19 protein-coding genes are annotated in these 24,238 nt (G+C 59.2%); 9 read left to right on the top strand and 10 right to left on the bottom strand.

The features are described from left to right. Positions 1-7: 7 nt before the first annotated feature. Complete coding sequence (locus tag ACA051_RS10870; protein WP_497374712.1) at positions 8-1,258, bottom strand: lipoprotein-releasing ABC transporter permease subunit; 1,251 nt, start codon at positions 1,256-1,258, stop codon at positions 8-10. Positions 1,259-1,352: 94 nt separating this feature from the next. Here ACA051_RS10870 and ACA051_RS10865 point away from each other — a divergent pair, with 94 nt between their 5' ends. Further along, positions 1,353-1,931, top strand: coding sequence for a PilZ domain-containing protein (locus ACA051_RS10865; RefSeq protein WP_497374710.1), 579 nt, complete (start codon positions 1,353-1,355; stop codon positions 1,929-1,931). 14 nt (positions 1,932-1,945) lie between these two features. Beyond that, positions 1,946-2,668, top strand: a complete 723-nt coding sequence (locus ACA051_RS10860) for a glycerophosphodiester phosphodiesterase (protein WP_497309603.1) — start codon at positions 1,946-1,948, stop codon at positions 2,666-2,668. Between the two features lie 42 nt (positions 2,669-2,710). Here ACA051_RS10860 and sthA read toward each other — a convergent pair whose 3' ends face one another. Both sthA and ACA051_RS10850 read right to left on the bottom strand, forming a co-directional pair. Beyond that, entirely contained in the window at positions 2,711-4,105 is a 1,395-nt protein-coding gene (gene sthA, locus ACA051_RS10855) for a Si-specific NAD(P)(+) transhydrogenase (RefSeq protein WP_007907752.1), read from the bottom strand. A 207-nt stretch (positions 4,106-4,312) separates the two neighbouring features. Next, a complete protein-coding gene (locus ACA051_RS10850) occupies positions 4,313-5,257 on the bottom strand; it encodes an FAD:protein FMN transferase (RefSeq protein WP_497310566.1) in 945 nt (314 codons plus the stop codon). A 448-nt stretch (positions 5,258-5,705) separates the two neighbouring features. Between ACA051_RS10850 and ACA051_RS10845 the strand changes: the two genes are divergently transcribed. Further along, positions 5,706-7,013 carry an MFS transporter gene (locus ACA051_RS10845; RefSeq protein WP_497374708.1) on the top strand — a complete coding sequence of 436 codons (1,308 nt, stop codon included), beginning with the start codon at positions 5,706-5,708 and terminating at the stop codon, positions 7,011-7,013. A gap of 182 nt (positions 7,014-7,195) precedes the next feature. Here the strand turns inward: ACA051_RS10845 and ACA051_RS10840 are convergent, their stop codons facing one another. Beyond that, positions 7,196-8,659 carry a glyceraldehyde-3-phosphate dehydrogenase gene (locus ACA051_RS10840; RefSeq protein WP_219096444.1) on the bottom strand — a complete coding sequence of 488 codons (1,464 nt, stop codon included), beginning with the start codon at positions 8,657-8,659 and terminating at the stop codon, positions 7,196-7,198. A 363-nt stretch (positions 8,660-9,022) separates the two neighbouring features. On the opposite strand from ACA051_RS10840, the gene mfd reads away from it, so the two are divergent. From mfd to ACA051_RS10825, 3 genes are read left to right on the top strand one after another with little or no spacing between them, the layout of a single operon-like run. Next, positions 9,023-12,472 (top strand): transcription-repair coupling factor, encoded by a 3,450-nt coding sequence (gene mfd / locus ACA051_RS10835; protein WP_497309597.1) that lies wholly within the window; start codon positions 9,023-9,025, stop codon positions 12,470-12,472. 10 nt (positions 12,473-12,482) lie between these two features. Next, entirely contained in the window at positions 12,483-13,049 is a 567-nt protein-coding gene (locus ACA051_RS10830; protein ID WP_497309595.1) for a CsiV family protein, read from the top strand. 10 nt (positions 13,050-13,059) lie between these two features. Next, positions 13,060-15,753, top strand: a complete 2,694-nt coding sequence (locus ACA051_RS10825) for a DEAD/DEAH box helicase (protein WP_497309594.1) — start codon at positions 13,060-13,062, stop codon at positions 15,751-15,753. A gap of 125 nt (positions 15,754-15,878) precedes the next feature. Here the strand turns inward: ACA051_RS10825 and ACA051_RS10820 are convergent, their stop codons facing one another. Then, entirely contained in the window at positions 15,879-18,848 is a 2,970-nt protein-coding gene (locus ACA051_RS10820; RefSeq protein WP_497374706.1) for a DEAD/DEAH box helicase, read from the bottom strand. Between the two features lie 36 nt (positions 18,849-18,884). On the opposite strand from ACA051_RS10820, the gene ACA051_RS10815 reads away from it, so the two are divergent. Continuing rightward, positions 18,885-19,145 (top strand): hypothetical protein, encoded by a 261-nt coding sequence (locus tag ACA051_RS10815; RefSeq protein WP_497374704.1) that lies wholly within the window; start codon positions 18,885-18,887, stop codon positions 19,143-19,145. Positions 19,146-19,242: 97 nt separating this feature from the next. Here the strand turns inward: ACA051_RS10815 and ACA051_RS10810 are convergent, their stop codons facing one another. The 3 genes from ACA051_RS10810 to ACA051_RS10800 all read right to left on the bottom strand — a co-directional run bounded on the left by ACA051_RS10810 (position 19,243) and on the right by ACA051_RS10800 (position 21,869). Further along, entirely contained in the window at positions 19,243-19,980 is a 738-nt protein-coding gene (locus ACA051_RS10810; protein ID WP_497374702.1) for an S-methyl-5'-thioinosine phosphorylase, read from the bottom strand. Positions 19,981-19,992: 12 nt separating this feature from the next. After that, positions 19,993-20,991, bottom strand: a complete 999-nt coding sequence (gene nagZ, locus ACA051_RS10805; protein ID WP_497375536.1) for a beta-N-acetylhexosaminidase — start codon at positions 20,989-20,991, stop codon at positions 19,993-19,995. Positions 20,992-21,161: 170 nt separating this feature from the next. After that, positions 21,162-21,869, bottom strand: coding sequence for a TetR/AcrR family transcriptional regulator (locus ACA051_RS10800; protein WP_131059947.1), 708 nt, complete (start codon positions 21,867-21,869; stop codon positions 21,162-21,164). A gap of 229 nt (positions 21,870-22,098) precedes the next feature. On the opposite strand from ACA051_RS10800, the gene lexA reads away from it, so the two are divergent. Both lexA and sulA read left to right on the top strand, forming a co-directional pair. Further along, on the top strand, positions 22,099-22,707 hold the full coding sequence (lexA, locus tag ACA051_RS10795) for a transcriptional repressor LexA (protein ID WP_046026989.1): 609 nt from the start codon (positions 22,099-22,101) through the stop codon (positions 22,705-22,707). Positions 22,708-22,717: 10 nt separating this feature from the next. Further along, entirely contained in the window at positions 22,718-23,191 is a 474-nt protein-coding gene (gene sulA, locus ACA051_RS10790; protein ID WP_083376186.1) for an SOS-induced cell division inhibitor SulA, read from the top strand. Between the two features lie 95 nt (positions 23,192-23,286). Here the strand turns inward: sulA and ACA051_RS10785 are convergent, their stop codons facing one another. Then, complete coding sequence (locus ACA051_RS10785; protein ID WP_010456352.1) at positions 23,287-23,520, bottom strand: hypothetical protein; 234 nt, start codon at positions 23,518-23,520, stop codon at positions 23,287-23,289. Positions 23,521-23,626: 106 nt separating this feature from the next. Beyond that, positions 23,627-24,151 (bottom strand): DUF6586 family protein, encoded by a 525-nt coding sequence (locus tag ACA051_RS10780; protein WP_497309586.1) that lies wholly within the window; start codon positions 24,149-24,151, stop codon positions 23,627-23,629. Positions 24,152-24,238 lie beyond the last annotated feature (87 nt).

The raw sequence follows: 24,238 nt of genomic DNA, 5'->3' as shown, positions 1-24,238 counted from the left end.
ACCCAACTCACTCATAACGTAGCGCCTCCGCAGGCTGGGTGCGCGCGGCACGCCAGGCTGGATACAGGGTGGCGAGGAAACTCAGGATCAACGCCGCAGAGCAGACCATCAACACGTCCTGGCTCTGCACTTGCGACGGCAGGTAATCGATGAAGTACACGTCGGCGTTCAGGAACTTGTGGCCGATCAACCCTTCGAGGGCCGAGATCGCCGCGCTGACGTTCAACGCAGCGAAGATCCCGAACACAGCGCCGATCAGCGTACCGATCACACCGATGACCGTGCCCTGGACCATGAAGATGGCCATGATCTGCCACGGCGTGGAGCCCAGGGTGCGCAGAATCGCGATATCGCCCTTCTTGTCATTCACCACCATCACCAGCGTGGAAATGATATTGAACGCCGCGACGGCGACAATCAGCAGCAACAGCAGGCCGATCATGGCTTTTTCCATGCGGATTGCCTGATACAGGTTGCCGTGGGTGCGCGTCCAGTCACGGGCATAGAAATGGTCTTCGCCGAGCTGCTGGGCGATATTCCACGCCGTGCGGGGGGCCTGGAACAGGTCGTCGAACTTCAGGCGGATGCCCTGGACCTGATCCGGCTTCCAGCGATGCAGCTTCGCCAGGTCCTGCAGGTTGGTGACGCCCAGATACCCGTCGATCTCACCGGCGCCGACATGGAAGATGCCGACCACGGTAAAGCGCTTCATGCGCGGGAACATCCCGGCCGGGGTCACCGTGACTTCCGGCGCCACGAACGTCAGCTTGTCGCCGATGGCCGCGCCGAGTTTGGCGGCTGCCTTGTCACCGATGACAATGCCGAAGCTGCCGGGGGTCAGGTCGTCGAGTTTGCCCTGCTGCATGAAGTTATCAATGATCGAGACCTGGCGTTCCAGCGCAGGGTCGATGGCATTGAGCAGGACTTTGGAGACCTTGCCGTTGTTGGTCAGCAAGCCCTGCATCTGGGTAAACGGCGCAACAGCCGTCACCTGCGGGTTCTGCTTGACCTTTGTGGCCAGGCTTTGCCAGTCGCTGATCGGTTCACCGGACTCAATGGTCGCGTGGGGCACCATGCCCAGCACGCGGGTGCGCATCTCATGATCGAAGCCGTTCATGACCGACAGCACGACGATCATCACGACCACGCCGAGGGCGAGTCCGATCATTGAGGTCAGGGAAATGAACGACACAAAATGATTGCGACGCTTTGCACGGGTATAACGCGTGCCAATAAATACGAAGAGAGGTCTGAACATGTCGGGGCTTGTTCGGAGGGAAAAGGAACGTCCTTGTGGCGGGGGTCGATAACCAGCTTTACACTCAGACCACCGCCGCTACCATGGGTTCGCCATGTCGACATTAGATGAAGAAGATCGCCGCGAATACTACCGTATCGAGGACACGATCGCACTGGAAATTCGGCCCCTGTCCGCTCCCGAAGCCGCAGGCCAGGAAGTGTTGCAGGATGCTTCCCCTCTGTTCAACTTGCTCAGCGAACTGCACCTGAGCGAATTCGAGTCGCAACACCTGCTGCGCCAGATCAGTGAGCGTGACCGCAACCTCGCAGCGTTCCTGAAATCCCAGAACAAACGCATCGATCTACTGAGCCAGGTGATCGCAATCACCGTGCTCGGGCAGATCGGCGAGCCGCAGCCGGTGATCATTTCCGAAGGCGGCATCGACTTCCAGCACTCGACGCCCATCGCCGTGGGCGCGCACCTGTCGGTCAAACTGGTGCTGATGCCGCAAGCCCTCGGCCTGTTGCTGCGGGCTAAGGTCACGCATTGCGATCGCAAGGCGGGCGCCTACGACGTCGGCACCGAGTTCGAATACCCGACCGACGCCCAACGCCAATTGCTGGCCCGCTACATTTTGCAGAAGCAGGCCCAGGAACGACGTCTGGCCCGCGAAAACGAATCAGGCATCTAATTTAAGGAAGAACCGTGACCCTCATCTACGGCCATCGCGGCGCCAAGGGCGAAGCACCTGAAAACACGCTGACCAGTTTCCAGCAATGCCTCAAGCATGGCGTACGCCGCTGCGAACTGGACTTGCACCTGTCCATGGACAACGAGTTGATGGTCATCCATGACCCGACGCTCAAGCGCACCACCGACCGGCGCGGCAAGGTCGTCGAGCATACGGCGGCCGAGCTGGTGACCTACGACGCACGCAAGGGCGGCCCGGGTTCGATCAAGCCCTGCCCGATCCCCACGCTGGAAGAGTTGTTCGAGAAATGCGATTTCGAGCATTGGCAGCTGGAAGTCAAAAGCGCTTCTCGCACCCGTGCCGCGACGACCGTGCTGGCGATTCGCGAAATGGCTCAGCGTTTCGGCCTGCTCGACAAGGTCACGATCACGTCAAGTTCACGTGAAGTGCTGAAAGCCGCACTGGACCTGGTGCCGGACGTATCTCGTGGTCTGGTGGCTGAATATGCGTGGCTCGACCCGTTGAAGGTCGCCCAGAGTTATGGCTGTGAGATTCTGGCGCTGAACTGGACCCTGTGTACGCCGGAACGCCTGCAGAAGGCGCAGCGTCAGGGGTTGCATGTGTCGGTATGGACAGTCAACGAGCCCGCGCTGATGCGCAGACTCGCCGACTTCGGCGTTGACAGCCTGATTACAGACTTTCCCGGTTTGGCCAGCGCCACCCTCGAGAATTGCTGAAATCGGTCTCCCCGGCCGGCTCAGGCCACCGGCCGGAGCCACTCAAAAAAGCCGGTTGAGGCCATCGTAAGCCGCTACCCGATAGGCTTCGGCCATGGTCGGGTAGTTGAACGTCGTGTTGACGAAGTACTTCAGGGTGTTCAGTTCGCCCGGCTGGCTCATGATCGCCTGACCGATGTGAACGATCTCCGACGCCTGATAACCGAAGCAGTGAACGCCCAGCACTTCCAGGGTCTCGCGGTGGAACAGGATTTTCAGCATGCCCTGGGGCTCGCCGGCAATCTGTGCACGCGCCATGCTCTTGAAGAACGCCTTACCCACTTCATAGGGCACCTTGGCCTGGGTCAGCTCCTGCTCGTTCTTGCCGATCGAGCTGATCTCCGGGATGGTGTAGATGCCGGTCGGTACGTCGTTGACGAAGCGCCAGCTGTTGTTATCGACGATGCTGCCAGCAGCCGAACGACCCTGGTCGTGGGCGGCACTGGCCAGGCTCGGCCAACCGATCACGTCGCCAGCACCGTAAATGTTCGGCACGCAGGTGCGATAGGCTTCGTCGACTTCGATCTGGCCACGGCTGTTGACCTTCACGCCGATATTCTCCAGACCCAACTGATCGGTGTTGCCGGTACGACCGTTGCACCAGAGCAAGGCATCGGCCTTGATCTTCTTGCCGGACTTGAGGTGCAGGATCACACCGTTGTCCACGCCTTCGACGCGGTCGTAGTCTTCGTTGTGGCGAACCGTGATGTTGTTGTTGCTGAAGTGGTAGCTCAGGGCCTGGGAAATTTCCGAGTCCAGAAAGCTCAGCAACTGACCGCGGTTATCCACCAGCTCAACCAGTACACCCAGGCCACTGAAGATCGACGCGTATTCGCAACCGATCACGCCAGCGCCATAAACAATGAGTTTGCGCGGGGTGTGGCCGAGGCTGAGGATGGTGTCGCTATCGTAGATGCGCGGGTGATGGAAATCGATGTCCGCCGGGCGATAGGGACGCGAGCCGGTGGCGATGATGATGTGCTTGGCCACCAGTTTTTCGACCACGCCGTTGGCGCAGACCACTTCTATGGTTTGCTCGTCGGCGAAGCTGCCGGTGCCGAAGAACACGTCGACGCGGTTACGGGCGTAGTAGCCGGTGCGCGAGGCGACTTGTTTGGAAATGACTTTTTCAGCGCTTTTCAGCACGTCCGGGAACGAGAACCAGCGTGGCTCACCAATGGCCCGGAACATCGGGTTGGTGTTGAACTGCATGATCTGCCGGACCGAGTGACGCAGTGCCTTGGACGGGATGGTACCCAAGTGGGTGCAGTTGCCGCCGACCTGGCGACGGCTATCGACCATCGCCACCTTGCGCCCTGCTTTGGCGGCGTTCATTGCCGCGCCTTCTCCCGCTGGGCCGGAACCCAATACCACCACGTCGTAGTTGTAGACAGCCATGCGTACTCCTCAGAACAGGCCGCGGCGCCCTCGGCACCTGCGGCTAAATCACGCCGATCTGTGGCGTGAAGGAACAATTTGGGGCCAATGCAGAACCCGGACACAGTCTATAGAAGCGTCAACGCCGGGCACATTAACCCTTGGTCGCGTCGTAGGCTAGTTTTGCCTGCACTACAACGCCAGTCTTCAATGCGCGAACCGTCGCAATCATTCGGTTTTGCCGCCGCTGAGGCGTTCAAAAGCCTGATTGGTTCGTGTGACGAAACCTGTATCGGCACGGATCACGAAAAATGCGCCGATATCGTGTTTTTCTGCGTAGTCCCAACCGCGCTCCGGGCCGAGAATCAGCAACAGCGTCGATAGGCCATCGGCCATTAACGCTGAAGGATTAATCACCGTGACTGACGCCAGTGTGTGTAAGACCGGCGCACCGGTGCGGGCATCGAAGGTGTGCGAATAGCGCCGACCGTCCTGCTCGAAATAGTTGCGATAGTCGCCGGAAGTGGACAGTCCATAGCCGTCGACCGCGATGATTTTTTGCGCCACTTGCTGATCGTCCCGGGGCTCTTCCAGCGCGATCTTCCAGGCTGAGCCATCGAGTTTTTTGCCCGCGGCCTTGAGCTCGCCGGTGACTTCGGCCAGGTAGTTGCGGATGCCCATCGCTTCGAGTTTTTCGGCAATGGTATCGACGGCGTAACCCGCGGCGATGCTGTTGAAGTCGACTTCGACGGCGGCGTCCTTGCACAGCTGATCGCGGTCGATGCGCAGGTGTTGGTAGCCAACCCTTTGCCTGACTTCGGCAAGCGCCTGGGCCGCGGGGACTTTTTCCTCACGGGCCTGCGGGCCGAACCCCCAGAGGTTGAGCAGCGGTTCAACCGTCAGGTCGTAGGCGCCTTCGCTTTGTTCGGAAAGCTGCTCAGCGACGCGGACCAGTTTGAGGATCGACGCGGGCATTTTCTGACAGCGATGGGCGGGCAGATCGTTGAAAACCTCGATGTCCGAGTCGCTGCGGTAGGTGGACATTTGCTGATCGATGTCGGCGAGGATCTTTTCGGCCTGCACCTGGACTTCTTTTGGAGCAGGAAGACCGGGGTGGTGCACGTATTTGATTGAATAAGTGCTGCCCATGGTCGGGCCGCCGAAGGTTTCCATGGAGTCGCCGTTGCCGCAGCCCGACAACACGCCTATCAGAACCAAGAGAACGCCCCGCCGCCCTTTCAACAATTCCCACACTCCCCAGAGCAACCCCTGACACACCGCCAAGGCCAGCCATTATGCGATAGAAATTGTGGGAGCGAGCCTGCTCGCGAAGAGGGCGTGTCAGATGACATCGTTGTTGTCTGGCACGCCCTCTTCGCGAGCAGGCTCGCTCCCACATTTTGATCTGCGTTGTCCGTGGACTGTAATTCTCTCCAGTCCGCAATCCACACCGCGTAATGGCTACATCGTTTAAGCAGCAAGCTAACTAGTTGTTGCCTAACGATCTTCATACACATATCGTTACAAAACTGTTCGCCGAGGGAGACTGCCTTCATGGCGGCGGCGAGGACGCGTCTAATCCAGGGATTTCCGACAAGATAGCCACAGAGAGTACGAACAAATGTCCTCCAATACGGGCAAAGGCAAAGCGATTTTTCGCGTTGTCAGCGGTAACTTTCTCGAAATGTTCGACTTTATGGTCTACGGCTTTTACGCCACGGCCATCGCCAAAACCTTCTTTCCTGCCGACAGCGCTTTCGCCTCCCTGATGTTGTCGCTGGCCACCTTCGGTGCTGGCTTTCTGATGCGCCCGCTGGGCGCGATTTTCCTCGGCGCCTACATCGACCGTCATGGCCGCCGCAAAGGCTTGATTATCACTCTGGCGATGATGGCTGCCGGTACGGTGCTGATTGCCTGCGTGCCGGGTTACGCCACCCTCGGCGTGGCCGCGCCGCTGCTCGTGTTGTTCGGCCGCCTGCTGCAAGGCTTCTCGGCCGGCGTGGAACTGGGCGGCGTATCGGTGTACCTGGCAGAGATTTCCACACCGGGTCGCAAGGGCTTCTTTGTCAGTTGGCAATCCGCCAGTCAGCAAGCCGCGGTGGTGTTCGCCGGTCTGCTGGGAGTCGGTTTGAACCACTGGCTCAGCCCCGAAGAAATGGGTGACTGGGGATGGCGCGTTCCATTCCTGATCGGCTGCATGATTGTGCCGGTGATCTTCGTGATTCGTCGTTCGCTGGAAGAAACCCCGGAATTCCAGGCGCGTAAACACCGCCCTACCCTGCGGGACGTCGTCCGCTCGATCAGACAGAACTTTGGCATCGTCATCGCCGGCATGGCGCTGGTGGTGATGACCACGGTGTCGTTCTACCTGATCACTGCCTACACCCCGACCTTCGGCAAAGCCGAACTGCACCTGTCGGATCTGGATGCATTGCTGGTGACGGTCTGTATCGGTCTGTCGAATTTTTTCTGGCTGCCGGTCATGGGTTCCGTGTCCGACAAGATCGGGCGCAAACCCCTACTCCTGGCGGCGACCATTCTGGCGGTCCTCACGGCCTATCCCGCCCTGTCATGGCTGGTGGCGAACCCGAGCTTCAGTCATTTGCTGATCGTCGAATTGTGGCTATCGTTCCTGTACGGCTCGTACAACGGCGCCATGGTGGTGGCGCTGACCGAGATCATGCCGGTGGAAGTTCGTACCACTGGTTTCTCCTTGGCCTACAGCCTGGCGACTGCAACGTTCGGCGGGTTTACACCCGCGGCGTGTACGTACCTGATCCATGTGCTGGACAACAAGGCTGCGCCGGGGATCTGGCTCAGTGGCGCGGCGGTGCTGGGGTTGATTGCGACGCTGGTGTTGTTCAAAGGCAATCGGCATGAACTGCGGACTGCGCAGGCAGCGGTGGCAGCGGTGGCTGGCGGCGCCTGATCTATAGCCTTCGCGGGCAAGCCTCGCTCCTACAGGTCGTGTGCGATTTCAGAGTTGACGCATAACCTGGAGCGAGGCTTGCCCGCGAAGAGGCCTGCACATTCAACACACTTGCCACTGACAAACTGCACAAACAAAAACGCCCCGACCAAAGTCGGGGCGTTTTCATGTGCAGCTAAGGCTTAGCGCGGGAAGGCTGGCGGGTTTACACCGGCCATGTCTTCCATCACGCGAACCACCTGGCAGCTGTAACCGAACTCGTTGTCGTACCAAACGTACAGAACAACGCGGTTGTCTTGGGTGATGGTTGCTTCAGCGTCCACAACGCCTGCGTGGCGCGAGCCAACGAAGTCGGTGGAAACCACTTCCTGCGAGTTGACGTAGTCGATTTGCTTGTGCAGATCGGAGTGCAACGCCATGTAGCGCAGGTAATCGTTCATCTCTTCACGGGTGGCGGCTTTCTCAAGGTTCAGGTTGAGAATGGCCATCGACACGTTTGGCGTCGGAACGCGGATCGCGTTACCGGTCAGCTTGCCGGCCAGCTCAGGCAGGGCCTTGGCAGCAGCGGTGGCCGCACCGGTCTCGGTGATCACCATGTTCAACGCGGCGCTACGGCCACGGCGATCGCCTTTGTGGAAGTTGTCGATCAGGTTCTGGTCGTTGGTGTACGAGTGAACCGTTTCAACGTGACCGTTGATGATGCCGAACTTGTCGTTGACGGCTTTGAGCACCGGCACGATGGCGTTGGTAGTGCAGGAAGCAGCCGATACGATCTTGTCATCAGCGGTGATTTCACCGTGGTTGATGCCGTGAACGATGTTCTTCAGCTTGCCTTTACCCGGCGCGGTCAGAACAACGCGATCGATACCCGGGCAAGCCAGGTGTTGGCCCAGGCCCTCGGCATCACGCCATACACCGGTGTTGTCCACCAGCAGCGCGTCTTTGATGCCGTACTGGGTGTAATCCACTTCAGTCGGGTTTTTCGCGTAGATAACCTGGATCAGGTTGCCGTTGGCGGTGATGGTGTTGTTGGCTTCATCTATGGTGATGGTGCCGTCGAACGGGCCATGAACCGAGTCGCGACGCAGCAGGCTTGCACGCTTGACCAGATCGTTCTCGGCGCCCTTGCGGACAACGATGGCGCGCAGACGCAGACCGTCGCCACCACCGGTTTTCTCGATCAGGATGCGCGCCAGCAGACGGCCGATACGACCGAAGCCGTACAGAACAACGTCGGTGCCTTTGCGGGCGGAAACGTTTTGCTGACCAACGACGTCAGCCAGTTCTTCACGGACGAACTGCTCGGCAGTACGGCCATTGCCTTCGGCTTTGAACTTGACGGCAAGCTTGCCCAGGTCAACCGAAGCAGCGCCGAGCTTGAGCTCGCTCATTGCCTTGAGCAGCGGGAATGTTTCGTGGACGGACAATTCGCTGTCATCGGACTGACGATGACGAGCAAAGCGGTGAGCTTTGAGAATCGCAATGACTGAACGATTGATCAGGCTGCGGCCATAGATCGAGCTCACCACGTTGTTATTGCGGTAGAGCTGACCGATAAGCGGAATCATCGCTTCTGCGAGTGCTTCACGGTCGATCCATTCACCAAGACACTGGTCGGGCTTCTGAGTCACGGGAACCTTCCACATGTAGGGGCAGAAAAAAGGGGCTACATTATGCCGCCGAGTGACTCCCGTAGCAATGCGCGCCTGTCGTGCGATCCGTAACAAAATCAGGTTCAAAAAAATCACGCAGCGACGGAGCCCAGTAAAACCGCGGCTTACAGCGCAGTCAATTTTTTGGAGATACCGCTGTCTTATCCGTAACCCTCCGTAACACTCGGTCGTTTTGCCACTACATAATCATCAATTTCCGGTGAAAAACCGGCGAATTTTGTCTTTACCACTACATTTCGCCAAACCTGCGTAATAGACACAGTCTGCAACTGACAGGCGGCACCTGGGGCCGCTACAATTACCGACTTTGTCGCAACGCTTGGAGCTCAACCTTCCGTGCCCGTTCTGCGTCTACCGCTTCTCCCTGCCGCGGCAGGTAAACAGCACTGGGGCAACCTGCCCGGTGCCGCCCTGAGCCTGGCCATCGCCGAGGCTGCCAGCGCTGCCAAGCGCTTTACCCTGCTGCTGACCGCCGACAGCCAAAGTGCCGAACGGCTGGAACAGGAGCTGAGTTTCTTCGCCCCGGATTTGCCCGTGCTGCATTTCCCGGACTGGGAAACCCTGCCTTACGATCTGTTTTCGCCACACCAGGACATCATTTCCCAGCGCATCGCGGCCCTATACAGGTTGCCGGAGCTGAGTCATGGCGTCTTGGTGGTGCCGATCACCACCGCGCTGCATCGTCTGGCGCCGACCAAATTCCTGCTCGGCAGCAGCCTGGTGCTGGACGTCGGTCAGAAGCTCGACGTCGAGCAAATGCGCACCCGGCTTGAAGCCAGCGGCTATCGCTACGTCGACACGGTGTACGAACACGGCGAATTCACCGTCCGCGGCTCGCTGATCGATCTGTTTCCGATGGGCAGCAAACTGCCCTTCCGTATCGACTTGTTCGACGACGAAATCGAGACACTGCGTACCTTCGATCCAGAAAACCAGCGCTCCATCGATAAAGTCGACACCGTTCGCCTGCTGCCCGCGCGGGAATTCCCGCTGCAGAAAGATGCGGTCACCCGCTTCAAGGCACGCTTTCGTGAGCGTTTCGATGTCGACTTCCGTCGCTGCCCGATCTTCCAGGATTTGAGCAGCGGGATTACACCGGCCGGTATCGAGTACTACCTGCCGCTGTTCTTCGACGAAACCTCGACGCTGTTCGATTACCTGCCCCAGGACACGCAAGTGTTTTCCCTGCCGGGCATCGAACAGGCGGCGGAAAACTTCTGGAACGACGTGCGCAATCGCTACGAAGAACGCCGCGTCGATCCCTCTCGTCCTTTATTGCCACCAGCCGAGCTGTTCCTGCCGGTGGAAGACTGCTTTGCGCGCCTGAAGAACTGGCCGCGTGTGGTAGCCAGTCAACAGGACGTGGAAACCGGCGTTGGCCGCGAGCGCTTCCCGGCGCGTGAACTGCCGAACCTGGCCATCGAAGCCAAGGCCACTCAGCCGTTGGCGGCTCTGGCCGGTTTCCTCGACGAGTTCCCCGGGCGCGTGCTGTTTACCGCCGAGTCCGCGGGCCGTCGTGAAGTGTTGCTGGAATTGCTCGAACGCCTAAAGCTGCGACCGAAAACCGTCGACAGCTGGCCGGACTTTGTCGCGAGCAAGGAGCGTCTGGCGATCACCATCGCGCCGCTCGACGAAGGCCTGGTGCTAGACGATCCGGCCCTGGCGCTGGTGGCCGAAAGCCCGTTGTTCGGTCAGCGCGTGATGCAACGTCGCCGCCGCGAAAAACGCGCCGATGCCAACAACGATGCGGTCATCAAGAACCTTACCGAGCTGCGCGAAGGTGCGCCGGTGGTGCATATCGATCACGGCGTCGGTCGCTACCTCGGGCTCGCAACACTGGAAATCGACGATCAGGCCGCCGAATTCCTCACGCTGCAATACGCCGAAGGCGCCAAGCTTTACGTGCCGGTCGCCAACCTGCACCTGATCGCCCGCTACACCGGCAGCGATGACGCCCTGGCCCCGCTGCACCGTCTGGGCTCCGAAACCTGGCAGAAAGCCAAGCGCAAAGCCGCCGAACAGGTGCGCGATGTGGCGGCAGAATTGCTCGACATCTATGCCCGTCGCGCCGCTCGCGAAGGTTATGCCTTCGAAGACCCGAAAGCCGATTACGCAACCTTCAGCGCCGGTTTCCCATTCGAAGAAACCCCGGATCAGCAAACCACCATCGACGCAGTCCGCGCCGACATGCTCGCACCGAAGCCGATGGACCGCCTGGTCTGCGGCGATGTGGGTTTCGGCAAGACCGAAGTGGCGATGCGCGCGGCATTCATCGCGGTGCATGGCGGTCGTCAGGTCGCGATTCTGGTGCCGACCACCCTCCTTGCCCAGCAGCATTACAACAGCTTCCGCGACCGCTTCGCCGACTGGCCGGTGAGCGTGGAAGTGATGAGCCGCTTCAAGTCGACCAAGGAAGTGAACGCCGCGGTCGCGGACCTCGCCGAAGGCAAGATCGACATCGTCATCGGCACGCACAAGCTGCTGCAAGATGACGTGAAGATCAAAAACCTCGGGCTGGTGATCATCGACGAAGAGCACCGTTTTGGTGTCCGTCAGAAAGAACAGCTCAAGGCCCTGCGCAGTGAAGTCGACATTCTCACCCTGACCGCCACGCCGATTCCGCGCACGTTGAACATGGCGGTGTCGGGCATGCGCGACCTGTCGATTATCGCCACGCCGCCAGCCCGCCGCCTGTCGGTGCGGACCTTCGTCATGGAGCAGAACAAAAGCACGGTCAAAGAGGCCCTGCTGCGTGAGTTGCTGCGCGGCGGTCAGGTCTACTACCTGCACAACGACGTGAAGACCATAGAGAAATGCGCCGCCGACCTCGCCGAACTGGTACCGGAAGCACGGATCGGCATCGGCCACGGGCAGATGCGCGAGCGCGATCTCGAACAGGTGATGAGCGACTTCTACCACAAGCGCTTCAACGTGCTGATCGCCTCGACCATCATCGAGACCGGCATCGACGTGCCGAGCGCCAACACCATCATCATCGAGCGTGCCGACAAATTCGGCCTGGCGCAGCTGCACCAGTTGCGTGGCCGGGTCGGTCGCAGTCACCACCAGGCTTACGCGTACCTGCTGACCCCGCCGCGCCAGCAGATCACCCCGGACGCGGAAAAGCGCCTGGAAGCGATCGCCAACACCCAGGACCTCGGCGCGGGCTTCGTGCTTGCCACCAACGACCTGGAAATCCGTGGCGCCGGCGAACTGCTGGGCGACGGTCAGAGCGGGCAGATTCAGGCGGTCGGTTTCACCCTGTACATGGAAATGCTCGAACGCGCGGTGAAGTCGATCCGCAAGGGCGAACAACCGAACCTCGATCAGCCGTTGGGTGGAGGTCCGGAGGTAAATCTACGAGTACCGGCGTTGATTCCAGAAGCCTACTTGCCGGACGTTCACGCCCGACTGATTCTCTACAAGCGCATTGCCTCGGCCACCGATGAGGAAGGCCTCAAGGACCTGCAAGTGGAGATGATTGACCGTTTCGGCCTGTTGCCGGAGCCGACCAAGAACCTGATGCGCATCACAGCGCTGAAGCTGCAAGCCGAACTGCTGGGCATCAAGAAAGTCGACGGCGGCCCTCAGGGCGGCCGGATCGAGTTCGCAGCGCAGACGCCGGTCGACCCGCTGACCCTGATCAAACTGATCCAGGGCCAACCCAAACGCTACAAATTCGAAGGTGCCACGATGTTTAAATTCATGGTCCCGATGGAAAGCCCGCAAGAGCGCTTTAATACTGTAGAGGCGCTGCTTGAGTGCCTCATTCCGAAAACTGCTTGAAGGACGCCGCATGCGCCTGTTTCGTTTACTGACCTTGCTGACCACCCTGGTCGCCCCTTCGGTGTTTGCCGATGACCTGTATCAGGTTGAAATGATCCTGATGCGGCAAAACGCCGTGCCTGCCATTGTCAGCAAAGCCGCACCGGAAAACTGGGCTGCCGGCGCCCAGCGCATCAGTCCCGACAGCTTCCGCACGCCGAGCCTGAATTCCGAAGTGGAAAAGCTCACCGCCAGCAATGAGTACTCGGTGTTGCTGCACAAGGCGTGGCGCCAACCTCTCGGTGAAGAAGCCACCAAAGTCGCGATCAGCGAAGGCACCGAACAATTTGGCCAGTTCCCGATCGAGGGCACGTTGAGCCTGAAACTCGGGCGTTTCACCGACGTCGACGCGGATTTCTGGGTCAACCAGATCGACGCCAACGGCATGGTCACTGCCAGCGAACGCCTGAAGCAGGAAAGCCACACCAAGAACGGCCAGCTGAACTTCCTCGACAATGGCCACCTGGCCCTACTGATCAAGATCACCTCGCTCACCGCCCCTGCGCCTCGGCCAGCCCCCGATGAAATTCCGGACTGATTGAGTCCTTATGTCAGCGACCCTGAGCAAACCCCTGGCACCTTCCTGGGTCAGCCGATTCAAGGAGCAGAGCCTGGAGCGTGGCCGTCGCTACGCGCTGGAGAACCGCGTCAGGATTGTCGAGGCTGGCGACGCCACGATCATTGCCGCCTGCGAGGGCTCGGGCGGTAACGTGTACCGTCAGACCATACACCTTCGTGAATCAGCCAAAGCGACCTTGCTGATGGTCGACGCCACGTGCACTTGCCCGGTTCACGTCAACTGCAAACATTGCGCGGCAGTACTGCTGAAAGTCCAGGACACCCTGGCCTATCCCGCCGCCGCACAAGACGCCGATCTGCTGGAAAAACTTCAGGCAGTGCTGGAAAACCGCAGCCCGAAAGCGCCTCCGCAAGTGTTGGTGGACAACGTGCAACCGATACCGCGCCTGTGGCTGGCGAGCATCGAGTTCAGCGCCTTCGAACCACGCAACGGCAAGATGCAGCGCTACATCCAGCATCGGGCGGCGCTGTCGTTCAGCTATCTGGATGAATACGTTTCCGGGCAGAAGAACGCCGATGTACTGATTCGCCAGGAAACCCAGACGCTGCGGATAAAACGCCACCCGGAAGTCGAACAGGCCTACCGGGAGCAGCTGCGAATCCTCGGCTTCAAGATCGCCACCCGACAAAGCAAGGCCTTGCCGGAAAGCGCTGGCGAACTCTATGAAATGGTCAACGACAGCGCCTGGTTGACCTTCACCCTCAATGAATTGCCGAAACTGCGCACTCAAGGTTGGGAGCTGCAGATCGACGAAGATTTCGGCTTCGACCTGACCGCCGTGGACGATTGGTACGCCACCGTCGAGCAGGCACCGGAGCGCGACTGGTTTGATCTGGAGCTGGGGATCATCGTCAACGGCGAGCGCTTGAGCTTGCTGCCGATCCTGCTGAACCTGATGCGCTCCCACACCGAAATCCTCAATCCGGAACGCCTCGCCCGACGTCGTGACGACGAACTGATTCTGGTGAACATTCCCAACCGCCCGAATTCCGAGTACGGCCCCTTGCAGGTCGCCCTGCCCTTCGGCCGGTTGAAACCGGTGCTGGCGACACTTGGCGAGTTCTACCTGCAAGAACCCGGCGAAACCACGCTGCGCCTGAGCAAGGCCGACGCCACGCGCCTGAACCCGCTGGAAGGCATGCCGCTGCTTTGGGAAGGTGGCGAGCAGATCCGCACGTTTGCCCAGCGCCTGCGGGACATCAAGGACTACACCGCAACCGCACCGGAAGGCTTGAACGCGACCTTGCGTCCGTATCAGCTGGAGGGCTTGAGCTGGATGCAGTCGCTGCGGCAACTGGAAGTCGGCGGAATTCTCGCGGACGACATGGGCCTGGGTAAAACCCTACAGACCCTGGCGCATATTCTTAGTGAGAAGAACGCCGGACGCCTCGACCGGCCGTGCATGGTGGTGATGCCCACCAGCCTGATCCCGAACTGGCTAGACGAAGCGGCCCACTTCACGCCGCAACTCAAAGTGCTGGCGCTGTATGGCGCCACTCGCAAAAAGCATTTCAACCATCTGACCGATTACGATCTGATCCTGACCACCTATGCGTTGCTGCCCAAGGACGTCGAACGCCTGGCCACGCAGCCATTGCATGTGCTGGTGCTGGATGAAGCGCAGTACATCAAGAACCCCAACAGCAAGGCCGCTCAGGCTGCGCGCGAACTGAATGCGCGCCAGCGCTTGTGCCTGAGTGGTACACCGCTGGAAAACCACCTCGGCGAGCTGTGGTCGCTGTTCCACTTCCTCTTGCCTGGCTGGCTCGGCGACGTGAAAAGCTTCAACCGCGATTACCGCGTACCGATTGAAAAACGCGCCAGTGAAGTCAGGCTTCAGCACCTCAATGGTCGGATCAAACCGTTCCTGCTGCGCAGGACCAAGGAACAGGTCGCGACTGAGTTGCCGCCGAAGACCGAGATCATCCATTGGGTCGAGCTCAACGAAGCCCAGCGCGATGTGTATGAAACCATGCGCCTGGCGATGGACAAGAAAGTCCGCGATGAAATCACTCGCAAAGGCGTGGCGCGCAGCCAGATCATCATTCTTGAAGCCCTGCTGAAGCTGCGCCAGGTGTGCTGCGACTTACGCCTGGTCAACGATGCCGTGCCGCCGACTCGCGGCAGCACCTCGGGCAAGCTCGACAGCCTGATGGAAATGCTGGATGAGTTGTTTGAGGAAGGTCGGCGGATTTTGCTGTTTTCGCAGTTCACGTCGATGTTGGCGTTGATCGAGGTCGAACTGAAAAAACGCGGTGTTGAATACGCGTTGCTGACGGGACAGACCCGTGACCGACGGGCGCCGGTGAAAGACTTTCAGAGCGGCAAGCGCCAGATCTTTCTGATCAGTTTGAAGGCGGGTGGCGTCGGCTTGAATCTGACGGAAGCAGATACAGTGATCCACTACGACCCGTGGTGGAACCCTGCGACGGAAAATCAGGCGACTGACCGGGCGTATCGCATCGGCCAGGAGAAGCCGGTGTTCGTCTACAAGATGATTGCCCGCGGAACGGTGGAAGAGAAGATTCAACACCTGCAAAAAGAAAAATCCGACCTGGCAGCCGGCGTGCTGGATGGACGCAAGACTGGCGACTGGAAGTTACAGAGCGACGATATTGAAGCGTTGTTTGCGCCGTTGCCGGATAAGCTCGAGAAGCGCTGAAATCTGCGGCGCCTGGTAGATCGCCATCGCGGGCAAGCCACGCTCCCACAGGTTCAGCGATCATCCTGTGGGAGCGTGGCTTGCACTCGATAGGTTCAACTCGTTTTCATTTAAGAGATCGGAAATCAGGACTTGAGATTTGGCAACGGCGCAAACAGCGCCTCAATGTCACTCTGCTCAAGCTTCCAGCCACCCGTCGTTCCACCTTCAAGCACCGCCCCGGCCAGTGCGGCCTTCTCCAACTGCAATGCCTGAATTTTTTCTTCTACAGTGCCACGGGCTATCAGCTTGTAGACAAACACAGGTTTGTTTTGCCCGATCCTGTAGGCCCGATCAGTCGCCTGGTTTTCGACCGCAGGGTTCCACCAGGGATCAAAATGGATGACTGTATCCGCAGCTGTCAGGTTCAGACCTGTGCCGCCAGCCTTCAAACTAATCAGAAACAGCGGCACTTTACCGCTCTGAAAATCCTTGACCGGTGTGCGCCGATCCGTCGTCTCACCCGTCAACAACGAGTAGCCCTGACCACGTTGCTGCAACTCTTCCTCAATCAAGGCGAGCATCGAGGTGAACTGTGAAAACAGCAAAACCTTGCGGCCTTCATTGAGCAACTCTTCCAGCATCTCCATCAGGCTGACCAGTTTCCCGCTGCCAGAGCGAATAGCCTTGGCGGTGAGCGGCGTTTTGATCAACCGCAGATCGCAGCACACCTGACGCAGCTTGAGCAATGCATCGAGGATGATGATTTGACTGCGCCCGACACCACTGCGGGCAATTTCGTCACGAACCTTCTTGTCCATTGCTACGCGCACGGTTTCATACACATCCCGCTGCCCATCGCTGAGATCAACCCAATGCACAATCTCGGTTTTCGGCGGTAATTCGGTTGCCACCTGATCTTTCTTGCGACGTAGCAAAAAGGGCCTTATCCGGGCGGTCAGATGCTGCATCCGTTCGTTATTGCCGTGCTTCTCGATTGGCGTGCGGTAGTCGCGATTGAAGGTTTTGCTGTCGCCAAGCCAGCCAGGCAGCAAAAAGTGAAATTGCGACCACAACTCGCCGAGATGATTTTCCAGCGGGGTGCCGGACAGACACAATCGCTGGCGGGCCTGTAGGTCTCGGGCTGCTTGAGCCGCTTTGCTGACCGGATTCTTGATGTTCTGCGCCTCATCGAGAATCAGCACACTCCAGACCTGAGGCTGCAAAACCTCCAGATCGCGCGGCAACAGCGCGTAGGTGGTCAGTATCAAGTCGTATTCGGCAAGACTGGCAAAGTCTTTTTGCCGCGCCGCACCATGCAGTGCCAATACCTTCAACTGCGGGGTAAAGCGCTGCGATTCGTCGAGCCAGTTGGGGATCAGGCTGGTGGGCATCACAGCCAGTGCCGGACGATCAAGCCGCCCGGCCTGTTTTTCTGTCAGCAGATGAGCCAGGGTTTGCAGGGTTTTCCCCAGGCCCATGTCGTCGCCGAGAATACCGCCGACCTCCAGTTCTCGAAGGGTTTGCATCCAGTTCAGCCCTTCCAGCTGATAAGGTCTTAGCGTCGCGTTCAGGCCCTCGGGCGCCGGGACATGAGCATGGATCGACTCCCGTAAACGCTTTGCAAAACTGCGCAGTCGTTCACCGCCCTGCCAGACCAGCGGAATGCCTTCCAGCGCACTCAGCCGCGCCGCATCTGGAGCACTCAAACGCAACGAGTCGCCCAGATGTTTACCCAGGTACAACTCGCCAAGGGTCGCCATCAGCGGTTTTATCCGGCCAAAGGGGAGTGCGACTTTGCCACTGGGTTTGCCACCGAAACGCCCATCGCCAAGTTCAATCAGTAGCTGTTCGTCATCATTGCGCTGGGCCAGGCTCGCAGGTTCCATCAACTGTGGCTGGCTACGTAGCAAATGCAGCAGGATGGGCAACAGGCTATGACGCTCGCCGTTGACGACGATGCCCAACTGCAAATCGAACCACTGGCGCCCCGACTCCTCCTCGACTTCTGCATACCACTGTTCGACGGGGTGCAAGTTGAAGTGAAAGTTATCGCTGATATCGATCAGCCAATTTTTCTCCCGCAGCGCCGGGATGCCATCTTGCACAAAGGCAAGCCAGGCCGCGTCATCCGGCAGGGCGAACATTTCTCCCGGACGATCCAGGTTGCTTTTGCGAGTGGCCTTTTTAAAACCGTGTTTTTGCAGGGCTTGGCGCAAGGCTTTTTCGGCGACTGGGTTGCGCTGGATGCGCTGGGTTTCGGTACCCGAAAGGATCAGCACCTCCGGGTTTCGGTCCGACGTCGGATGGCCGTTGTAGGTAAACGCCAATGCAGCCCGGTGCTCTGGCTCGTACTGCCAGCGGATGTAACGCTTGCCGCTGGCGAGCGCCAGGTGAGCCTGAGGAAAAATGCCTTCGACCACCCGTTCCGTCAGGGCGTGCGGAGGCGGTGCTGCCCGGGTCGCAGCGGTCATCCGGTGGCTGAACTGCATCGCCTGACGTGCAGGAATATCGGGAGCCAATGACAAGTGACTGGCCAGCTTTTCATCCAGCTCGTTGAACAGCGGTCCGACTTGCAGCCGCTCGCGATCCAGATAATACAAGGGTTCCAGGGCCAGGATCGTTTCCACTGGCGCTTCGTCGCTGCCCCATTGAGGACGAAAACTGCCATTGGATTGTTCGGCCCAGGAAAATTGACCTGTTCTCCGCATGCCCGGGGCCAGGGGTTGCGGTTGTTCGAGATCGAGGAAAAGGCGCGAGGTTCGCAACAGCATTTCGATAAGTTCGGCGCCACTGCTGCCTTCCAAGGGGTAGCCGGCGTAATAGGCGTGGTGGGAGTGAACGGCGACCAACAATCTGGCGATCCGTAGATCCAGTTCAGTCAGGTAACCAGGTTGCCGAATCAGCGTATCCGACAGCGAGTAGACCGGCTTGATGTCTTGCAGGCGGCCGTCCTTGAGCTGACGGGCCTTGAAAATTTCCAGCGTCCATTTCCCGACAGAGGGTGTTGCCCTGAGTTTGTAAAACAGGCGCGTGCCTGCTCCCTGCGCCGACTCGTCAGGGGGGTTGCTTGCAGAAGGAATACCGTCGATCCAGCGCTCCAGTTCACGATTCAAGTGAACCTGGACGGCACTTTCAGGCGCGTTAACGGGATGTTCTTGCAGGTGATAGATGACTGCGGCGCAGTGCTTGCAATTGAACAGGACAGGACAGGAACAAACGCATTGGAGCTGCGCTTGCCCACGCCGATCTTCAGTGAGCTCAATGACCTGCTCGTATGCCTGCGTCTGGGAGCCGATGCACGTAGCGATAACCATAAGGTCATCGATTTGATGGATCGTTATCCGATCCTCATCCGCGTACCTGCGAGCTTTTTCCAGAGCACGATGGCTGAACACCTCTGCCCAGGGTAGCGCATGAAGTTGCTCAGTTATTGTGGTCATGAAATCAACACCGCTTGAAACTCATTGAATCGTAAAGCAGCCAGGTACCTCATCCGACCGCTGATACTCAACCCGCCAACACCCGCGCCAGCGTCGACTTGACCTTGCCCATCCCGTCCTGCAACGCCTGCTCGATCTCGGCCATGGTGATCACCTCCGTGGACTTGCCCGCGGCCGGGTTCACCACCAGCGCCAGACACGCATAATCCAGTTCAAGCTCACGCGCCAATGCGGCTTCCGGCATGCCGGTCATGCCGACGATGTCGCAGCCGTCGCGTTCCAGTTTCGCGATTTCAGCGACGGTCTCCAGACGTGGACCCTGAGTGCAGGCATAGACGCCTTGACTGCTGTAATCGACGCCTTCGGCCGCCAACGCCCCAATCAATTGTTGACGCAACGGTTCGCTGTAGGGAAAGCTGAAGTCGATGTGGGTGACGTGCTCCAGGTCATCGGCGAAATAGGTGTGTTCGCGACCGCTGGTGTAATCGATCAACTGATGCGGCACGCAGAAATGCCCGGTGCCCATCGCGGCATGAATCCCGCCGACGGCGTTGACCGCAAGGATCGCTTCGGCGCCGGCCTGTTTCAGCGCCCAAAGGTTGGCGCGGTAGTTCACCTGATGCGGCGGAAAACGGTGCGGGTGACCGTGGCGGGCAAGGAACAGCACTTCCTTGCCGGCGTATTCACCGATCTGCACTTCGGCTGAAGGCGCGCCATAAGGGGTATCCACCGCCAGTGACTGACGAATGTTCAGGCCTTCGAGCTGAGTCAGGCCGGTGCCACCGATAATCGCGTAAACCGTCATAACGAAAAGTCCTTATTCAATCAGTTGAGCTTCTTTAAGCGCGCCGATGGCGGTCAGCCAGCGCGGGTTCTGACGGTATTCGGTATTGGCATACGCCTGGCCACGCATCCGCGCAATGCGTTCGGACGGTTTGACCTTCAAGCGCTGGGCAGCGCTCAAGGCCAGCTCCGCTGCAGCCCGGTCGTTGCACACCAGGCCCATGTCGCAGCCGGCGGTCAACGCGGCTTCGATACGGCTGGCGGCATCGCCCACCACGTGGGCGCCGGCCATGGACAGGTCGTCGCTGAAGATCACACCATCGAATTGCAGCTCGCCGCGCAGAATGTCCTGCAACCAGCGGCGGGAGAAACCGGCGGGCTGGGAATCGACTTGCGGGTAAATAACGTGGGCAGGCATCACGGCGGCCAGTTGCTTGCTCAATGTGGCAAACGGCACCAGGTCGTTGGCGCGGATTTCATCGAGGCTGCGTTCGTCGTTCGGGATGGCAACGTGGGAATCCGCCTCGGCCCAGCCGTGACCGGGGAAATGCTTGCCGGTGGCGGCCATGCCAGCGTTGTTCATGCCGCGGATAAATGCACCCGCCAGCAGTGCGGCGCGCTCCGGGTCACCTTCAAACGAACGGGTGCCGATGACGGCGCTGCGCTGGTAATCCAGGTCCAGCACTGGGGCGAAACTCAGGTCGAGGCCGACGGCCAGCACTTCGGTGGCCATGATCCAGCCGCACTGCTCGGCCAGGTATTCGGCGTTCGGATTGTCGGCGATGGCGCGCATCGCCGGCAGTCGCACGAAGCCCTGGCGCAGACGCTGAACGCGACCGCCTTCCTGATCCACCGCCAGCAGCAAGTCGGGACGAATGGCGCGGATCGCAGCGCTCAATTCGCGCACCTGGCGCGGGTTTTCGATGTTACGAGCGAAAATGATCAGGCCACCCACTTCGGGCTGACGCAACAATTGGCGATCTTCGGCCGTCAGCCAGGTACCGGCGACGTCCACCATCAACGAGCCTTGCAGGCCAGCAGTCATAGAGATTCCTTGATAACGAAAAACCCGGCTCGCACGCGTTCGCCGCCTTGGGCTGTGCCCGGCAGGTCGGCGATATCAATGGGGAGCGGTTTCAGAACGAGAGTCGGCATGGGCGGCTAGCTTAGCGGATGTCAGTCGCCGCGCCCACCCATGCGCGGTTAAACCTTGGCGGCAGCCGGGGCTGACTTGCTGCGCGGACGCAGTTGCGCGGTGGCCATGGCCGCGTCGGTGACACCGGTTTCGGCACGCATGCCTGCGGCCAGGAACGGCACCATCAGACGCATCACTTGCTCAATGGAGGTGTTGACGCCGAAATCGGTCTCGGCAATGGCCCGCAACGCCTTGATCCCAGACATGCTGAATGCCGCGGCGCCGAGCATGAAGTGCACGCGCCAGAACAGTTCGATCGGCGGAATACGCGGCGCGGCTTCGTTGACCAGCATCATGTAGCGGCGGAACACCTTGCCGTACATGTCTTCCAAATAACGACGCAGATGGCCCTGGCTCTGACTGAACGCCAGCCCCAGCAAGCGCATGAAGATAGACAGATCGTTGCCGCTGCGCGGCTGCACGACGAGGGCTTGCTCAACAAGGATTTCGAGCAGCTCTTCAAGTGTCGGCTTGTTTTCAGGCTTGGACTGACGCCGCTCCAACTCTTTATCAAGGCTCAGGCAAAAAGGCCCGAGAAAGCGCGAGAAGACGGCTTGGATCAGCGCCTTCTTCGAACCGAAGTGATAATTCACCGCCGCCAGATTGACACCGGCCTTGCTGGTAATCAGGCGTAACGAGGTTTCGGCGAAACCTTTTTCCGCGAACAACTGCTCTGCAGCATCAAGAATGCGTTCAACGGTTTCCGACTGGGCCATGGCTACTCCGCCTGACAAACACTTGTTTGAAACATACGTTTCAGCCTGTGCGTTGTCAAGCCTGCCGGTTCGTTTTGGGAATGGTCGGTCAGCTATTTAACCATACAAAGGTACGGCTTTAATCAGGAGGCTGATTGACCGTCCAGCAGTCCGCGAAAAAAGGGGCATTGCCAAGACCGTTTCACTGTATATAATCCCAGTCACTGTATAAAAAGACAGAGCGATCAATATGCTAAAGCTGACGCCACGCCAAGCAGAGATTCTGGCCTTCATCAAACGCTGCCTCGAAGACAACGGCTACCCACCGACCCGTGCGGAAATCGCTCAAGAATTGGGTTTCAAGTCGCCTAACGCGGCGGAAGAACACCTCAAGGCGCTGGCCCGCAAGGGTGCGATCGAGATGACCCCGGGCGCTTCCCGCGGCATTCGCATCCCAGGCTTCGAAGCCAAGGCCGATGACTCCACGCTGCCGATTATTGGCCGAGTAGCTGCCGGTGCGCCGATCCTGGCCCAGCAGCACATCGAGGAGTCCTGCAACATCAATCCCGCCTTCTTCCATCCGCGCGCTGATTATCTACTGCGCGTTCATGGCATGAGCATGAAGGATGTCGGCATTTTCGACGGCGACCTGTTGGCCGTCCACACCACTCGGGAAGCGCGCAATGGCCAGATCGTCGTGGCGCGGATCGGTGATGAAGTGACCGTCAAGCGCTTCAAGCGCGATGGAAGCAAGGTCTGGTTGATTGCCGAAAACCCTGAATTCGCCCCTATCGAAGTCAACCTGAAAGATCAGGAACTGGTGATCGAAGGCTTGAGCGTCGGCGTTATTCGCCGCTAAAGGAGGCTTTATGCAGTTCCCACACACATCACAGCAAGCCCAACTGCCGTTGTTCGAGGCATTCATGGTGCAGCCGTTAGCGCCGATCCTGAAAGACGTCGTCGAGTCGCCCTGGAGCGCCGAACCCGAAGTCTTCAGCGAGCTTTCACTGCGTGGTGCGGCCGGGAATTGCCTGAACCTATTGGCACCGATTCTCCGGGAACTGAGCCAGGATCAAGACGCGCGGTGGCTGACACTGATCGCCCCGCCCGCCAGCCTGACTCAGACGTGGTTGCGGGACGCTGGCCTTAACCGCGAACGCATCCTGCTGCTACAACCTCGCGGCACTCAGAGCGCTCAGCAGTTGACCTGCGAAGCCTTGCGCTTGGGCCGCAGCCATACGGTTGTCAGTTGGCTCAACCCTTTGAACGCAAACTCACGGCAACAGTTGATCAGCGCAGCCCGTACCGGGGATGCGCAGAGTCTGAATATTCGCTTGGGTTAACGTGTCAACAATGCGCGCAATGCATAGCGCGGGGCTTCTCAAAGGATAGAGAAGCCGGTTCGTAGCCGTATCAGCAAAAAGCGACGAATGTGGGATCAGTGAAGAACCCGCGAACTTTCATCCGTATTGAATTCGCCTTCAACCAGGCGTCCTGCCATCTGGACACCGACGCTCAACATCGCCTTGGCGACTTCCACGTGCTGGCCCTGCAGGAAAGCCTTGGCATCCTCGGAGAAATCCAAAGTAACCAGAGAACCCTCGTCCTCGGCCCTGCGCAGCTCGATCCGGCCGTCTGGTAACTCGACAATTTCTAGAAAGGACGTTGGCATAAAGGTCTGTTCTCCACGAAAGGCGGGGATTATATAGGCATCGGCCAGGCTTCGCTCGGTAACTTGACCAGCAGCGCTTTTAACCGCACCGCCGGCTCTCAGTCGATCAGCACTCGTTCAAGCCTTCGCGAAACCGGATCGCCAGCCCTTTCAGGTTCTGACGCCAGCTCTCCAGCTCTTCGCGACTCAACTCCTCAGGCGCGTCTTCTTCATCCAGGTTAACGGCCAGGATGAGCGGCTGAGTCACGTCGCCCTTGGGCTTATGAGGAGCGCGAGGCGGTTGAAACATCGCCGTATGAGCCGCCAACAACTTGGCCAGCCAGGTTTCCGGATTTTGGGCCAGCTCGACCAGCTCAGCCATCTCGGGAATGGCGATGGATTCCAGCACTTCGCGAGTCAACAGCATCTCTGCCCGAGGAGCATTGGCCTGAGGCAAGCGGTAGAAGCCGGCGATTTCATGGCACAGCCCCAACAACGCACCGTACAGGTGAAACAACGCCGACTCGCGCCCAGCTTGAATCAACGCAAGGGAATTCATCGCCCGCCCCTCTTCGGCTCTGGCGAGCGCTTCCAGCGACAGGCCGGCGAAATAAATCTTCTGGTTGGTACGGGTATAGAGTTCGTGGGCCATGACGGCAGCCTCCACAACGAAATAATTGCTTAACGCAGGTCAGACAGTGTCGTGGATCAGCCGATCCGACCGCAAGTACAAAACAAA

The organism is Pseudomonas sp. LBUM1669 (assembly GCF_059695705.1).
The sequence above is the reverse complement of the archived record's forward strand: the minus strand, read 5'-3'. Positions and strand labels throughout refer to the sequence as shown.